Origin of the sequence: Rhizobium sp. WSM1274 (genome assembly GCF_025200775.1) — a bacterium.
GTDB classification, from domain to species: Bacteria; Pseudomonadota; Alphaproteobacteria; order Rhizobiales; family Rhizobiaceae; genus Rhizobium; species Rhizobium leguminosarum_I.
Genome location: NZ_CP104138.1, coordinates 1,763,736 through 1,778,682, shown reverse-complemented (window position 1 = coordinate 1,778,682; position 14,947 = coordinate 1,763,736). Strand labels below are relative to the sequence as shown.

Genomic DNA, 14,947 nt, shown 5'->3' with positions numbered 1-14,947 from the left:
TATCCCCGTTATTCCAAAACAACGACCGGATGGTGTGGAGCGTTCATCCGAATCACCACGACCTTAGAATACCCCAGGCGGGAAAAAAATCATCGCGAATCAAATGAATGCGGCCATGCACAGTTTTGTTACCTGATCTTTGCCACCCGCAAAGCCTGTTGCAATTTTGCGGCGGCGACATCCGATGAAAAAGAATTTGAAGCGCATAACATCCGTCCGATCGGCTGTGGCGGCGTCAGGGTAGATGATGTTTGTGAAGGCTTTCCAGCGGCGCTGATAAAAAACGGGCGCCGATGGCGCCCGTCGCTGAACGTCATCGACAAGAACGATGTCAGAAAACGAATTCGCGCGCCTTGGCGAAGCCCGGCAACGGCTTGACCGAGGCATTGAAGAAGACGTTTTCCGAAATGGCGCCGCGCTCGGCGACGAAGACCTTGGCGCGGGCGGCATTGCCGTAACCTTCGACGGTGACCAGACGGCCACCATCGCGCAATTGCCCGAGAAGGGCGGCCGGAACCTCTTCGACTGCGCCGTTGATGAAGATCAGATCATAGGGAGCGCCGGCAGCGTAGCCCTGTTCGAGCGGGCCGGTCACGACCTCGACTTTGGCGTAGCCAGCCAGCTGCGCCTTCGCTTCAGTGGCTAGCGTCTCGTCACATTCAAGCGCGATGACGGAGCCGGCAATGATCGATAGCAGCGCCGATGTGTAACCGGTGCCGCAACCGACTTCGAGCACGAAATCATCCTTGGTGATCGCGGCCAGCTGCAGCAGCTTGGCGAGCGGCGACGCTTCCATCAGGAAGCGGGCCGGCTTTCCCGGTGCGGCTGCGGAGATCTCGACATCGTTATCGATATAAGCCAGCAGTTTCGCCTTCTCCGGCACAAAAGCCTCACGCGGCACCGTGAGAAACGCCGTCAGCACGGAATGCGAGGTAACGTCCGTCGTGCGAACCTGGGTATCGACCATCTTTGCGCGCGCTGCTTCGAAATCCATCATGTCCTCTCGCTCTTAAAAAGCGGTTCCTGTCCCTCGTCTCTTAATCTCCGCCACGGATGCTTTCAAGGCTTGGCAGCCGCCGGCGAAAAGAATCCGGCCGGCGCCTCATCCGCGCCACAGGGGCAGGATGGACGCTGCAACCCCAGCGTGGAACGTTCCGCCCCTTCATGTTATGATCTGCATCGGAGGAAATAGGAGGAGCAGGCCATGTCTGCGATTTTCGAATATTTCACGCTGTTCGATTTCTTCATCGTCGCAGCGCTTATCGGCGTATTCTGCTGCGGGTTGCTGGACGGCGAAACGACCTGGAGACGATAGGGCGCCGAAGCGAGCTCGGAGATATCTCTCTGCATGGCGTCTGCGGCAATCTCATGCCGGCGGGCGCAGGCCTGATATACGTCTGTTTCTTTTGAAATCCAGCACCGACAGCCGCATGCGCATTAACGTTACGTCAACCATTTTGTCGCACCGCCCTCGCCTTCCGCTATGGGTGTGCGCATGCAAACCTTCCTGATCCAATCGCGCTACATAGAAGCGCTTCACTACAACGCCGATGCCCGCCTGCTGCTGACCAAATACAGCAGCGGCGACATTCGCAGCTTCACCTGCATTTCGCCGCAGGGCATGCGGCGGCTGCTTGGCGCCGGCCCCGAAATCGATGACGGGCCTGAATTGAGCGATCTGGAATATCAGGCTCAAATTCGCAAGGGCGGCCTGAAGGCGCTACCGCCTCACGGGAATCAATCCGTCACAGTTCGATTTTTCGCCGAGCCAGCGGGTTTGGTAGCTTAGCAAACGGCGATGCTGCACCGTTGAGCCGGCAGCGTTTCACATAGATTCTGTCATGTGGAGATGTTTGAGGTCCAGAAATTCGCAAGCGGGCGGCGTCAAATGGTTAGCGAGTTTTCGGCCACACCTTAGCTGAAATATTTCCCTTGAGAAATCAAAGGCGGCTGCCACACCCTGCCACACCTCAGAGGAATGCAAAACTCGCCAAGATGCCGTCTGAAAGCAGCACCGTCCCCCGCCGGTGCATATCATCTCCTAAACCCTGTTGAATAACCGCGCACTTGGTAACCACGTCACAAAAGTCCAGAAATAGTGCTTGTGCAAATTACTCGCGTGGGCTGAAGCTAATTACTTGGGTGGGGAGAATCAATGAACATAATTAATCACGCAGGCATGTCCTCTGCGGCTGCCATAGCGTCACTGGACGAAGATGTTATTCAGCTTCTGTATATGACAGCGAAGGAAGTCGATCTCTGCTGTCTCATGACTGATGGGGAATGGGAAGATCACGACAAAACGGTTGTAAATCGTGCATGTGATCTTGGCCTCGTCACCATTCATAGTCCTGGTGGCGGATGGAGTTACGTCACCGGCTGGCGGCTCACAAAGCTCGGCAAAGAAACAATAGGAATCCCGGTCAAGCTTGGCATCCTATCGCGCCTTCTCGCACTCTTCACCCGCCTCAAACTCTATTCGACCTCATAAAACGCCGCATTGTCCTGCCACGTCGACCACACTCGAGGTCCTGCGCGATAGCAAGAAGGAAACGCCCTTCGCAGCCGGCGAACGCCTGACGGTGCCGCGCAGTTGTTCGACACCAGGAAGGACGGCAAGGCAATCGCTCCGAACATCGCCCGCCTCGTCGAGCCCTTCGCCGTCCATACGGACGGCCACGCGACCGCGACGCCCGAGGAGCTGGCCGAAGTGCATCGAAACACATGGGATGCGCTCCAAGTCCCTCCTGTGTGTCGCTATCATGATGTTCCGAGTGTCAGATGTCTCGCAGCTCGGTCCGCAGCATCGCCGCAGGGACATGTTCAAGCTTCGCCTATTCAAGAACTGCAACCGCAATCCACACGACATCGAGATCGCCATCCACCCCATCATCGAGGCTGTGCTCGCCATGCACAAGGTGACGGGCCTCACCTACATCGCCACCGATTTCGGCAGGCCGTTCTCCATCAAAAGTCTTGGAAACAGAATCTCGGATTGGTTCTGTCGGGCCGGCCTCGGCCACCTCACCGCCCATTCAGTCCGCAAGGGACTGGCGGCCGACGTTGCCCACAACCGACAGCATGCTCGAGGCGACGTTCGCCTGGCGCGATGGAAAGACCTCAAAATTTATACGAAAAATGCCGATCACGCCCGCCTGGCCGGCAGACGGTCGCACGAATCAACTGGGACGGCGTCGGTACGAAACTGCTGGCGCTGACCGACGAAAGCGACGTGGCGAACGGATAAACCGGGAACACACTGCCACACCTGGCTTTTTGGTGTGGCGGAACGGTTCAAGTTCGAACTACCACACCTCGAAAATTACCAAGGTTTTGCAAATGCTTATCGATGCGGTGAAAAGATGTTGGAGGCCTCGCCCGGAATTGAACCGGGGTACAAGGATTTGCAGTCCTCTGCGTCACCACTCCGCCACGAGGCCTCACGCGCTCGTTATCTGAGCCGTGGCGAGCGTTTAGAATGATCGTAAGGAAATCGCAAGAGGGCATTTCGGAAAAACGCCATTCCGCTGCTGCCGAAACGACCATTTTGTCATCCCGAAACGGCACGCGCGCGGGCCGGAATTTCCATGGCCATGACGATGCCCCATTTCCTGCCAATAATGGCATTTGAAACAAATTCTTGACTTGACTTCGATCCCCCTCCGGGACTCAATTATTTTCGGGAGGGTATAGGAGCTTGCAATGGATTGGGCTGCCCTCAAATCGAAGCACGTACATGCGGCATACGACGCCGAAACCCGGGATCTCTATGTAAAGTTCCCCGGTTCTCCGCCTTTGAAGCATGCGGATATTCCGTTGCACGTCTACCAGAACCTGCTGGAAACCGATGATCCGCACTTCTATTACAAATATTATGTAGCGCCGTGTCGCGTATCACCGGGCCGTCGACAACCGGTCTCCGTGGCGTCCTATGCAGTCAAGCTCGTTCTCCTCCTTGCCGCCTGCAGCTTGTTGCTGGCGACAGGTCTCGATCCGGACCATGGCGGGACTTTCGAGGAAAGCGAACTCAGATCGAACTAGATGTACATAGGCTGCACGCCCAACTCAATCACAGGGCTTGCGGCAACGCGGCCGGTTCGCGCTCTGATATTGTCACTTCTGTTCTGAGAACGATAGCGGCGGTCGTTCCGCTCGCGGTCGTTCCTCCCATCACGCTCGTTCCGGCCGTTAAAATTGCGATAGTTGCGAGGTCCGTTGTAGCTGCCGCCTTGACCTTGGTCGACCACGCAGCCTTCGGGACGGCGACAGATGCCACGAGCGTCAAAGCCGCGGCTGTCGATGGCTTGGGCCTCGGCGGAAATACCAGAGAGGACAACTGCCGACAGGACGACAACAAAAAATGCTTTCATTTCCTGACCTGCATCATTGTGGCGCGTTTCGGATTTTACGTTCCATAAACCACGAATGCGAAAGGCGATCCACTGTTCCACAAGACCCGTTCTGGGGTGGCCGTCAGTCAGCGGGTCTCCGGCGTCTGTGCCACCAGACCGCCAGACGCCGTCGCAGCCGGCGCGCGAACGGCAGATCGTGCGAGAGCACGAGGAAACCGAGCGGCAGCATCCAGAAGCCCAGGATGGGCAGGAAACCCAGTAATCCGCAGAAAATGAGGGCCACACCGAGCGCCATCCGCGCGATGCGCGAGCGCGGCATGCCGATGCTGAAGGAGCCGAGCACAAGCCTGCCGCTTGCATGATCGATGCCGAAGCGCCCTGCCCGTGCCTTGCGCTTTTCGCCGCTACTTGTCTCACTGCGATCATTCACATTTGTCATTGCCCAGAGATGGGCGCAGACAACCCAAATACAAGTTCATTTCATTTTTTTGAAAAAACCGCTTGGCAAATCGGGAAAGCGTTTGTATTAGCGCACTCACACCGCGCCAAGCAGTGATCCCTGGTAGCTCAGCGGTAGAGCATTCGACTGTTAATCGACAGGTCGCCGGTTCGAATCCGGCCCGGGGAGCCATTTTAGGAAATAAGTACCTGTTTTTGTCGAGAAATCCGAAACAGGTACTCACTTCCCACTTTCCCTCCCCGCTTTTAGCTGCCTGTGAATAGCTTATTCCCTATCCGCTAGCGCTGCTCTAGCGCCAGCGATATAGTCCGTCGCGTGCAATGGCGGCGGGAAATGCATCAAGCCGGACTTCGCAATCTCCTCATCGAGCTGGAAGGGCGTGTAAGCCGTCTGGAACGAACTTATGAGCGATCAGATCACATCGCGATTCCTCCGGTTGCTGTGAAAGCGGAAGTAAGCAGATATCTCAGCAAAGTCGATTCTTTGCGCGTTCTCTTATTCCACTCGTGTTGCAAGCCACCGGCGGATGAGAGAATCTGCATATTTACCATTTCCAAGGTCGTCGAAGCCTTTCAGTTTTTTGGGAAGTGGATGCATCTCCATTGCTATCAAGGTGAGGAGACGCGCATCTTACGATGAACCCTCAAAAGACCCGCGCTTGTTTCCAAGTGTTAGCGGCCCTTGAATGCCGCCGTTTCGTGGCTCAAGTGGCTCCCTCCGCTATTCCTTACGCGCGCGTTATCATAACGCCTGCCAAACCTCCTCCACTTGCCGACGAAGACGTTGCTTACATCTTCACAGACGACACGGCGGTTAAATTTTGGATCGACGGAAACATCCGGCTTAATCCCATCAATTTCTACCATACGATCGAAAATCAGCACGCAGTCGACGTTCGTGAGGGCTTAGGAATGGTCCATCTCGAATCCTCTACAAGGTTTGCTAACATGCTGTTGATGTCGGGGTTCAACGCCCTGGCTATATGCACTTCATGTGACGCGCCAGATATCGGGAGAGACTTTCTTCATGCCAAGTTCGGCAGTCGGCTTTTGCGCATTAATAGGGTGACTGAATTTACGCAAAAGATCGCCGGGATGATCGGAGCCAAGCGCTTTATCGTGCGGACGTTTCTTACTCCGATATCAAAGTGGTCAAAGGCGTCAGCAGTTTGCCTGATGTATTTGCCCGCTTGAACGGACCGTTTGATTTGAAGCAAACGACGCTAGAGCATGTTGCAATGCATCAACTCGACGAGCTTATTGAGACAACCGAGGCCGCTTCAGTATTTACAAAGCCTGGCGAGCACAGACGAGAGAGAGAGAAAGAAAGACACCTACTTTCGTCATGGATCGCGATGTTACTAAATGGATTTCGGTGCAAGATAAATCCCTCGCAGAGCATATTGAGGTTATAGGCTAGGAAATTTCACGGTCGAAGGTTGCAATCATTGACACCGGCAACTGCGCATGTTTAGTGGCCGCCACTCAACTGGGGGTCGTCGGTGATTTACTCAATTCAATACTTAAGAGCGCTTGCCGCAACGGCGGTGGTCGTAATGCACGTAGGCTATATTTTTGGGTGCGAGTGGAGGCCTTTAGCCGCAGGAGTCGATTTGTTCTTCCTGATCAGCGGCTTCATTATGTGGTCGGTAACTGCGGGCAAGGACATGAAATTTGGAACGTTTTTGACTCATCGATTAATAAAAATCGTTCCGCTTTATTGGCTCTTTACTGTGATATTTGTTATTGCCTCAGAAGTGTCGCCGGGCTCATTTGGAAATTTCTTGTCGACACCTCTTCAGATCGTGATGTCGTTGCTGTTCATCCCTTACTATGGTCGAAACGGCGACATGGAACCGGCTCTGGGGGTGGGTTGGACGCTCAACTACGAGATGTTTTTCTACTTGATTTTTGCGCTGTCTCTGCTGGTTCGCGAGCGTTATCGCCTGCCATGCATCCTGGCGGCCCTGATTTCTTTCGTCCTGGCCAGAGAACTCCCGTTCCACAATGCACCATTCGGACTTTTCACTTCGCCGATGCTTCTCGAATTCGCCGCAGGCATTTCGATCGCGGCTTGGTATAGGTCGGGCCGCAGGCTTCAAAGCGGCGTTGACCTATTGTTGATCGCCCTCGGCATTGCTGGCATAGCGCTGTCCTTCATCGCGCCACCAGAAGGCGGTTTCGCGCGCGTGGTCACGTGGGGATTACCTGCAGCCGTCGTTCTAGTCGGATCATTGTCCTACGAGAGAAACGGCAGCGTCAGACATATCGAGTTTCTGAAGACGCTCGGCGATGCCTCTTATGCCATTTATCTATCCCACTTGATCACGATCGGTGTTTGTAAATATCTCTTCTCGAAGATCGGTCTTGAGCGATGGGGTGTTCCATTGAGCCAGCAGCTACTCTTAGCCGCTTTCACCTTTTTGGCTTCAATGGCGGTCGGCCTCCTCTGCTACTATGTCTTCGACAGGCCATCCCACGACTTTCTTCGCGAACGCGTCAGTCGAGTGTGGAAGAAGCGCGTTGTCACATCAGCCCTGCTTCTACCAGAGAGCACTTGACAGTTCAGGCCACGGCACTTGTTAGCGCAGTGCCGTGGCCGCTCACTTTAGATAATCCCCCACGGGAGAATCACGCGCTTGAACGCATCGACGCCGAGCAGGTCCGACCCGCGATATGCTCCGAAGAACTCGATAGCGTGAGCGCGGCTGGCGAAAGCTGATGCGTTCTTGTGGAACGTCAGAACTCCATTAGGGGAGCCATTTTTCAAGTTAAGCGCCTGCTCCGTTGATAACTCCGAATGCAGGCGCTTTCTTCTCACTTCCCTCCCCGCTTTGCAGCACGACGGCCCGCCGGTTGGTGAGACCGACGGCGCGCTTGTGATGGCTTCGGTAGTAAAATTCTGCTGGCTGACAACGCGCTTTTACTGCGAGCAGGTAACCGCTGGCCAAAAAACTGCCGGCGGTGTACAGCAAATGCCATGGCGCTAGATCCCGAAAAAGCATTCTTAGATTACAGTACGGCGGACTGCAGCGTGCAGTTCTGGACCGCCAATGCACCGGCGGTGCAATTCACCTCTTTGGAAGCCGCCGTCAGGTTCGCAAAAGACCATGGCGGCAGGTGGCAAGAGATCGAGATAACAGTCCATCTGCCGCGCGAGGACATCGCCTTCGCCACCGGAAAAGTGCATCAACTTATTGACGCTTTGCCCGGTGACCTCCGGAAAAAGCGGTAGCGAAGTGAATTGGCAGTCAAACCAACCAACCGGCTCGCTGCTGGTGTTGGCAACGGGGTGACCGACGCGGTGTGATTTGCGGCGGTGTTTGTTAGACCTCAACCTCGATGACCATCATCAGGCCGCCGCCCCCTTCGGTTTCGGTATTATTGTTGGTCGTGTGGTGCCCGATGTGGCAGTGAATGAGCCATTTGCCGGGATTGAGCGCCTTCCAGATAACGTCGTAGCGCTGTCCTGGGCCGACATTGACGGTGTCCGCCTGAAAGCGCGCTGTTGGCGAGAGATTGATGCCGTCACGGGCAACGACGGTAAATGGTCCACCATGAATGTGCATGGGATGGATGAAGCCATTGTTCGACCCGACAAAGCGCACCTTCAGGGTTTCGCCGACCTTCATTTTGATGGTGTCTGTCTCGGGATAGGCACGGCCGTTGATGGTAAAGTAGTTGGGCTGCCCGCCATCCATCGGCATGGCTGGATAGGTGAGGCCCTCGCGCTTCAGCCACTCCTGCAAGAGAATGACATACTCGTGGTCTGCGATCGTGGTCGGATCGGCTTGCGCCGGATCGATCATCAACGCGCCATAGAGGCCCAGAGCCTGCTGCCGGTCAACGTGGTCGTGCGAGTGATAGAAATATGAACCCGACTGCCCCGCAGTAAATTCGTACACGTAGGTCTCGCCCGGATTGATCGGCGGCTGGGTAATTTCTGCCGGTCCGTCCATCTCGTTGGGAAGGACCAAACCGTGCCAATGCACTGACGTGCTTTCGGGCAGGCTGTTTTTCACCTTGATGCGGACGCGATCACCTTCACGGATCTGAAGCCGCGGACCGGGTAGCTGACCATTGAAAGTGTAGGCGTCGACCGTGATTCCTGGCAGAATCGTCCAGCGAACGACCTTGGTCTCCATGTCGAAGACCTTGACGCCGCCCTCAATGCGAGGTTCGAGCACACGGTCGCCGCGCGTGTCGAGGCCATAGGTAGCGGTGATATAGCGTGGATGGATCGCCGCCATATCCAGCATCGCCTCGGCCGGAGTGTCGCGATCCATGATCATGCCCGGCGGCATGATGGCGCCCTCGACATCGCGCGCGCTCAACGTCATATTGACCCAGTTGGCAGGGGCGACCATGCCGAACAGCAACAACATCAGTGAGATGCCACCAACGGCAGCGAGCTGTGGCACAGGCGTATCCGGGGCCATGTCGTGGCCGGAACCGTGGCCATCATGATGGAGCGCGCTCCCGCGACGCGGCGACCGCGGAGCTTCCATCACGGCGTGTCGATGGTTTTCCTTGTGCTCATGCGCTGGTGGCGAGGGCTCCGAACGGCTTTCGTGCGCACGCTCGGCATGGTCAGTGTCTCCGCGGTCGGTCATCAAACCGTGCTTGAGACCATGGGCGACCATCCAGACATTGGACGGATAGGCGAGCGCGAACCCGACCATGACGCCCAACGACATGACGCCCCAGAATAGCAGTTCGGTCGGTTCCATGGCGCGCATATCGCGGCCCATCATCAGGAAGCTCATGACAGGCGCCATGCCGGCCATCATGAAATTCATGGAGATGAACTCAGGCAGGAAGGACTTGCGAACGTTCTCTTGGTAGGTGCCGCCCATCATGTTCTTCATGAAGAGGGACTGGAAGATGAAGAGGCCGACCACGAACCCGGCGATGTACTCGACGATCAGGTCGAGCCACATTGGCAGACCCAGTAGCGCGACGATCACCGCGGCGATGATGATACCGGTAGCATCTCCCGCCACACAGTGGATCGTGGAGCCGATGCCCTGCTTCCATAGCGGTTTGACGAACTCTTCGTGCGTGCCCGGCCGCGGCTCCTTGTCGGCGAGCACATAGATCAGCAACCCGAAGGGACCGAGGTAGAGCGTGACGAGGATGAAGCCCCACTTCATCACCACCGGTTCGGGATTGTTGGTGTACTGGTCCCAAGCAACGTACAAGGTGGACGTAAGGGCAAGTGCAAACCAAACAAGCAGAAAGTAATCAATTGGCTGAATGAGCATCGTTCCGCCTCTGACAACATTGGCACCTGATTTGGAGCGGTCGCCGCCCCCGGCAAGGGCGACGCCGTCAAGGAGGCGATCAGCCGCCCCTACGTGTTCTAATTAAAGCACCAATATGCCCGCTTAATCCCGTTTTCACTGGAACTCTCGCAGCCGGCCGCTGTTTTGCATTAGGCAACGAAACGGAGGAAAATCATGACTTCCAAACATCCCAAGTCATCTCGCCCTACCGACGCAGATCTCGAGCGAGATCCGGGTATCGGACAATCGAAGGGGCTGCATCGTGACACGGGCGCCGACGATATTGCCGGGGAGAACACCGAAGAAGGCGATGTGGCCAACGACACCAACAGATTTGGCGGCATAAACCCTAAACAGCGCGGCCGCACAAACAAGTAAGCATGCTCGATAAAAGCGACCTGACGGCGCGCTTGTATTGCAGCCGGCCGGCCGGCGAAATAGTCCGCCACGGTGCCGGTTGGCGCTCCAGGAACCTAGCGCTGAAGCGGCCAGCCACCGCCTGTTGTACGGACAAAGGGACGCCCGCCTTTAGACGCCTGGCTCTAATAGCTGCATGAACGGCCGTCGCCTGGCCGAAATCCATCCGCACAGGCCGGGTTCATTGAATCGCCCGGCTGATATCCTGATGCCGAGCCATATGAATTCGGTGGTGTCGAGCAGGCCGAGGTCATGGCGGCAAGGCTGATTGCCGCGGCTGCTACAAATGTCTGAAGTCTGTTCATCGATGCTTCTCCAGTTTACGAAGCGATGAGAGCCTCTCCCCTTTTGGAATACTGGGAGAAATTTTCCCAGAACTCATCTCCTTCCAGATCATCTGGATGATATAGGCGCACTCCCCGATTGGCGTTAGCTCCGAACGCGCAAGATTCTCTTGCGACCTCCATAAACTCTGCAACGTCAACCAAGGGCTCTCGAGATTGTTTCCGTTCGAAAGCTGCGGAAACCTCAGCGTCGACCTCTCTTGACTCGTCAGTCCATCGGAACATAATAGGAACATCGGCGTAATGGCCGCCAATCTGAAAACTTGCGGTGGAAACTCTGAAGGAGATCGAGATCGTGCGTCCGCAGATAGCTGAAAAGCTGGCAGAAGAAGCGCTGAAAGTTGAAGTCGATGCAGTTGTCGCCTTTCATGATGGTGACGTCCGTGCCGCCATCACGACATTGCTGCTGGACTGCCATCACCTGCGACTTCAGCTTGCCTTCGCGGAAAGAGGGATGGGTTGCGACATGACACGTGGACGGACACAGACCGTTGAACGGGCATGAAACATCGCCGCAGTATTGAACTCGCATCTCCTGGTCGCCATGCCGTCGAAATCGAAAAAGAAACGCTGGCGACCTTGCCGCAGTGGTACGTCCTCCATGCCCGTTGCCGCATATGCCATCACGAAACATCCATCGACCGGTGGGAGATTGCTCGCCGTTGCGGCCGTGACATATCTCTCGCCGAGGTTGCCAAGCGCCTCAAATGTCAAGGATGCGGCAACCGATCCGACAATCTGTTGTTACTTTATAAGCTGCCGCGTGATTGAAGAGATTGCGCGGCAGATCATGTCGGGTTTCGGCTGAACCCGCGCGAGAGAAGCCGGCCGGGAACAAACGCCGTGGATAAAAGTTGAGTGGCATCAACCACGTAACGTCAGTTCCTGACAGGAGGTCTCTCATGGGTCGCGGTATTCTTCTTTGGCTGCTTGGTGTTCCACTGCCGATCATCATCCTTCTTGCTCTGTTTATGCGATAGGAACAGATCATGTCGGTTTCAATGACAGGTTCCGGAGAGATTGCTACTCCGGTCGAATCGTCCAAATCCGCCATCACATGGGGGCCTATCTTCGCAGGCGCCGCGGCTGCCATCGGGGTGACGCTCATTCTTCTGTTGCTTGGATCCGGGGTTGGGTTGACGATGGTGTCGCCCTGGTCGGGGCAAAGCAGTTCGCTCGGCACGGTGGGGGTGACGGCAGCGATCTGGCTCGTTGTCGTGCAATGGCTCTCCTCCGGGCTCGGAGGCTACATCACCGGCCGGCTGCGCACGAAGTGGGCGGCCGTCCACACCGATGAGGTGTTCTTCCGCGATACGGCGCATGGCTTCATCAGCTGGGCGCTGGCGACGATCTTCGTCGCCGGATTTCTGGCGTCGTCGCTGACTTCGCTTGCCGGCGCAGGCGCACAAGCCGTAGGCTCCGCCGCACAAGCTGTGGGTTCGACCGCCACTGCAGCCGGCACGGCAGCCGCATCGTCGACAGCATCGCCGATGGATTTGCCCACTGCCTATTTTACCGACGCGTTGCTGCGTCCTGATCAGACTCGCGCAGCGGCACCGTCGAATGACGCCGCGGCAACGGCGGAAGTATCCCGCATCCTCCTGAACGGCGCCGCTGAAGGCCAAATTCCTGATGATGACAAGGCCTATCTCGCCACCATCGTCTCTGCGCGGACCGGTCTTTCCGAAGCCGATGCGCGTACCCGCGTCGACACCGTGCTGAAGCGGATCGACGACGCCAAGGTCGCCGCCCAGAAAGCCGCCGATAAGGCACGCAAGGCGGCCTCCACCACGGCATTGCTCGGCGCGTTGTCGCTTCTGATCGGGGCTTTCATCGCCTCTGCCGCCGCAGCGTTCGGCGGGTCGCAGCGCGATGAAGAGGAGGATCTCCTCGTCACACCTCGGATTTAAGAATCGACGGAAACCGGGCGCGGGGTCGAAGGGCAACGCGTCCCCTTTTAACCGGCGCCATCGCGGCTCTCCGCCGCCAGCCTCTTTCCCAATTGGCGATTTATTTTGCATCGAGCGGAACATGCGGCCGTGGTGATACTTCGGTGAGGTCAAAATCTCACCGGAGTACGGCGGACCGCACTCCTCCCCTCGGCCGAGGGAACCGGCGACTTGCTAAAGGAGGCAACGGCCCGCGATTTCGTGGCGGATGCCTTCGTGCACTGCAAGTTCATCGGCTATGTGGAATCAGCACAGGCGCTGATGCAGAAGGCCGGAATCGCCAATTCACCCGATGAGGCGTGATTGCGCTCGGAGCGACGAAGGACGTTACAGCTTTTATCAAGGCGCTTGGCAAACTGCGTGTCTGGGGCCGGGAGCCATCGGTCAAATTGAATTGACCGTTTTCCTCGTCACTCGGTGAGAGAGTGGTTTGCCGTAGGTTTGAGCCTAGTCATGGAACTTGCCCGGAGCCGGTTCGTCGCGGGAGCCGGCGCACCATGCCCACGCGCTTGGAAGTGCAGCCACCCCAGAATATTGTGCACTGCAGCAACCATTCGCTCACTGACGCGTTTATGTAAGCATCACCGCCGTCCCGGCTGCTGATTGGCGGAGAATTTTCATGAGATCCATGTCAGACACGCTTGCACGCCTTGCTGCGCTGCGAGGAATGCTTCGCACCCGCCCCACGCAGGACAACACCGACCTCGTCTCCCTGGAAACGTTCGGTTCTAATCCCGGGGCTTTGGGAGGCTATACGTATCTGCCGTCACAGCGCGGGAAGAACATGGCCCTGGTCGTCGTCCTGCATGGCTGCACCCAGACTGCCGCCGGCTATGATATCGGGTCCGGCTGGTCGCGATTGGCCGAGGACTACGGCTTCGCACTGCTGTTTCCCGAGCAACGGCGGGCAAACAATCCAAACCTCTGCTTCAATTGGTTTAACCCGGAGGACATAAGCCGGGATCACGGCGAGGTCTTTTCCATTCGTCAGATGATTGCGAAGGTGGTTGCGGAACACAGCATCGACGGCAGGCGCGTGTTCGTGACCGGACTTTCGGCTGGCGGTGCGATGGCCGCCGCCATGCTCGCCACCTATCCCGAGGTCTTTGCCGGCGGCGCAATCATCGCAGGCCTGCCATATGCCAGTGCCGCAACCATTCCCGAGGCGTTCGACCGAATGCGCGGCCAGGGCGGTCCGACCAGCAAAGAGCTTCAACAGCGGTTGAGAAATGCTTCAGAGCACAACGGACCGTGGCCGACATTATCGATCTGGCAGGGAAGCGCAGACAGAACCGTCGTGCCGTCCAACGCAAATACGATGGTCGAGCAATGGACACATGTCCACGGCGTCGACGCATTCCCGGGGCGTGTCGAAGAGATCGGACAGCATCAGCGAAAGGTCTGGACCGACGCTGACGGCGTCGAGGTAATCGAGCTCTATACGATTGCCGGGATGGGTCATGGCACGCCGCTTGATGTCGGCACCGGCTATGGGGCAAGCGGTCCCTTCATGCTTGACGTCGGAATTTCCTCGACCGTCGAAATTGCCAGGTCCTGGGGTCTCGTCCCCTCGTTTGAAAAACGGCGCAACGCGAAAGTCTCTGCTGCTCAACCGGAAAGCGCGGCAGATCCATACGGCACAGGTAGCGATCGTGGCGGCATCCAAAAAATCATTGAAGACGCCCTTCGGTCCGCCGGACTGCTGCGATAGTCGCAAGGCATATCACGGCCGTCAGAACCCGCGAGATCGCCGCTATCGGTTTTGAGACTTGGGCAATGGTCCGTTTTGATGGCTGAAGACCAGTTCGCTCTGGACGTCTTGCTGAAACTGCAGCACCCGCTGACCGACATCGCTCTCCGGCATCCCGGCCGCCAAAAGCTGATCGGCAATCCTGCGGCATTCGGCCTTCCAGAATTCTATCGCATCTGCGCCATGCCGCCGGCCGAGTTCGCGAGCGCAACGCTCGACATTGGCAGTTCCGGTTCCAGCGGGAAAGGCAATAATCCTGCCTTCATTGTCGCCGGCAGGCCGGCGGGTCATTTCAGTAGCCATCGAACACAGGTTCCTTTGATCCTGTTCGTTGTCTACGGGACTATGGTTAATGCTTTCTATTTGCTGCAGTAAGAAGATCGATCAGGTG

17 protein-coding genes, 2 tRNA genes and 2 pseudogenes are annotated in these 14,947 nt (G+C 56.9%); 14 read left to right on the top strand and 7 right to left on the bottom strand.

Annotation, left to right across the window (positions count from 1 at the left end; translation table 11 throughout):
- Positions 1-331 precede the first annotated feature (331 nt).
- Positions 332-997, bottom strand: coding sequence for a protein-L-isoaspartate O-methyltransferase family protein (locus N2600_RS09030; protein ID WP_017964041.1), 666 nt, complete (start codon positions 995-997; stop codon positions 332-334).
- Between the two features lie 486 nt (positions 998-1,483).
- Here N2600_RS09030 and N2600_RS09025 point away from each other — a divergent pair.
- From N2600_RS09025 to N2600_RS09015, 3 genes and pseudogenes are all read left to right on the top strand, one after another.
- Positions 1,484-1,784 (top strand): annotated as a pseudogene (locus N2600_RS09025) (hypothetical protein).
- A gap of 371 nt (positions 1,785-2,155) precedes the next feature.
- Positions 2,156-2,491 carry a hypothetical protein gene (locus tag N2600_RS09020; protein ID WP_170258181.1) on the top strand — a complete coding sequence of 112 codons (336 nt, stop codon included), beginning with the start codon at positions 2,156-2,158 and terminating at the stop codon, positions 2,489-2,491.
- A 328-nt stretch (positions 2,492-2,819) separates the two neighbouring features.
- Positions 2,820-3,218, top strand: coding sequence for a hypothetical protein (locus N2600_RS09015; protein WP_260298642.1), 399 nt, complete (start codon positions 2,820-2,822; stop codon positions 3,216-3,218).
- Positions 3,219-3,366: 148 nt separating this feature from the next.
- Here N2600_RS09015 and N2600_RS09010 read toward each other — a convergent pair.
- A tRNA-Cys gene (locus N2600_RS09010) sits at positions 3,367-3,440 on the bottom strand.
- A 262-nt stretch (positions 3,441-3,702) separates the two neighbouring features.
- Between N2600_RS09010 and N2600_RS09005 the strand changes: the two genes are divergently transcribed.
- The gene (locus N2600_RS09005) at positions 3,703-4,041 is read left to right on the top strand and encodes a KTSC domain-containing protein (protein ID WP_222383810.1); all 339 of its coding nucleotides are present in this window, start codon (positions 3,703-3,705) and stop codon (positions 4,039-4,041) included.
- Here N2600_RS09005 and N2600_RS09000 read toward each other — a convergent pair.
- Positions 4,038-4,370 carry a hypothetical protein gene (locus N2600_RS09000; RefSeq protein ID WP_260298893.1) on the bottom strand — a complete coding sequence of 111 codons (333 nt, stop codon included), beginning with the start codon at positions 4,368-4,370 and terminating at the stop codon, positions 4,038-4,040. The two genes, N2600_RS09005 and N2600_RS09000, sit on opposite strands and share 4 nt — an antisense overlap.
- 103 nt (positions 4,371-4,473) lie before the next feature.
- Positions 4,474-4,791, bottom strand: a complete 318-nt coding sequence (locus N2600_RS08995; protein ID WP_260298641.1) for a hypothetical protein — start codon at positions 4,789-4,791, stop codon at positions 4,474-4,476.
- A gap of 117 nt (positions 4,792-4,908) precedes the next feature.
- Between N2600_RS08995 and N2600_RS08990 the strand changes: the two genes are divergently transcribed.
- The 4 genes from N2600_RS08990 (at position 4,909) to N2600_RS08975 (ending at position 8,046) form a co-directional block, all read left to right on the top strand.
- A tRNA-Asn gene (locus N2600_RS08990) sits at positions 4,909-4,983 on the top strand.
- Between the two features lie 464 nt (positions 4,984-5,447).
- Positions 5,448-6,005, top strand: coding sequence for a hypothetical protein (locus N2600_RS08985; protein ID WP_260298640.1), 558 nt, complete (start codon positions 5,448-5,450; stop codon positions 6,003-6,005).
- A 362-nt stretch (positions 6,006-6,367) separates the two neighbouring features.
- Complete coding sequence (locus N2600_RS08980; protein ID WP_260298892.1) at positions 6,368-7,372, top strand: acyltransferase family protein; 1,005 nt, start codon at positions 6,368-6,370, stop codon at positions 7,370-7,372.
- 419 nt (positions 7,373-7,791) lie between these two features.
- Entirely contained in the window at positions 7,792-8,046 is a 255-nt protein-coding gene (locus tag N2600_RS08975) for a hypothetical protein (RefSeq protein ID WP_017964029.1), read from the top strand.
- A 91-nt stretch (positions 8,047-8,137) separates the two neighbouring features.
- On the opposite strand, the gene N2600_RS08970 is transcribed toward N2600_RS08975, so the two are convergent.
- Complete coding sequence (locus N2600_RS08970) at positions 8,138-10,075, bottom strand: DUF4396 domain-containing protein (protein ID WP_162118456.1); 1,938 nt, start codon at positions 10,073-10,075, stop codon at positions 8,138-8,140.
- Between the two features lie 195 nt (positions 10,076-10,270).
- On the opposite strand from N2600_RS08970, the gene N2600_RS08965 reads away from it, so the two are divergent.
- Positions 10,271-10,474 (top strand): hypothetical protein, encoded by a 204-nt coding sequence (locus tag N2600_RS08965; RefSeq protein WP_162118455.1) that lies wholly within the window; start codon positions 10,271-10,273, stop codon positions 10,472-10,474.
- 164 nt (positions 10,475-10,638) lie between these two features.
- Here N2600_RS08965 and N2600_RS08960 read toward each other — a convergent pair whose 3' ends face one another.
- Complete coding sequence (locus tag N2600_RS08960) at positions 10,639-10,818, bottom strand: hypothetical protein (protein WP_017964026.1); 180 nt, start codon at positions 10,816-10,818, stop codon at positions 10,639-10,641.
- A 307-nt stretch (positions 10,819-11,125) separates the two neighbouring features.
- Here N2600_RS08960 and N2600_RS08955 point away from each other — a divergent pair, with 307 nt between their 5' ends.
- The 5 genes and pseudogenes from N2600_RS08955 (at position 11,126) to N2600_RS08935 (ending at position 14,517) form a co-directional block, all read left to right on the top strand.
- A complete protein-coding gene (locus N2600_RS08955; protein WP_162118454.1) occupies positions 11,126-11,362 on the top strand; it encodes a hypothetical protein in 237 nt (78 codons plus the stop codon).
- A complete protein-coding gene (locus tag N2600_RS08950; RefSeq protein ID WP_170261364.1) occupies positions 11,359-11,628 on the top strand; it encodes a hypothetical protein in 270 nt (89 codons plus the stop codon). The genes N2600_RS08955 and N2600_RS08950 overlap by 4 nt, the downstream gene beginning before the upstream one ends.
- A 218-nt stretch (positions 11,629-11,846) precedes the next feature.
- Positions 11,847-12,767, top strand: a complete 921-nt coding sequence (locus N2600_RS08945) for a hypothetical protein (RefSeq protein ID WP_162118453.1) — start codon at positions 11,847-11,849, stop codon at positions 12,765-12,767.
- A gap of 177 nt (positions 12,768-12,944) precedes the next feature.
- Positions 12,945-13,204, top strand: a pseudogene (locus N2600_RS08940) (catalase HPII); the annotation flags it as partial.
- Positions 13,205-13,425: 221 nt separating this feature from the next.
- Positions 13,426-14,517, top strand: coding sequence for an extracellular catalytic domain type 1 short-chain-length polyhydroxyalkanoate depolymerase (locus N2600_RS08935; protein ID WP_222383801.1), 1,092 nt, complete (start codon positions 13,426-13,428; stop codon positions 14,515-14,517).
- Positions 14,518-14,559: 42 nt separating this feature from the next.
- Here the strand turns inward: N2600_RS08935 and N2600_RS08930 are convergent, their stop codons facing one another.
- Positions 14,560-14,859: a DUF6074 family protein gene (locus N2600_RS08930; protein WP_017964020.1), complete on the bottom strand. Its 300-nt coding sequence runs from the start codon at positions 14,857-14,859 to the stop codon at positions 14,560-14,562.
- Between the last annotated feature and the right edge of the window lie 88 nt (positions 14,860-14,947).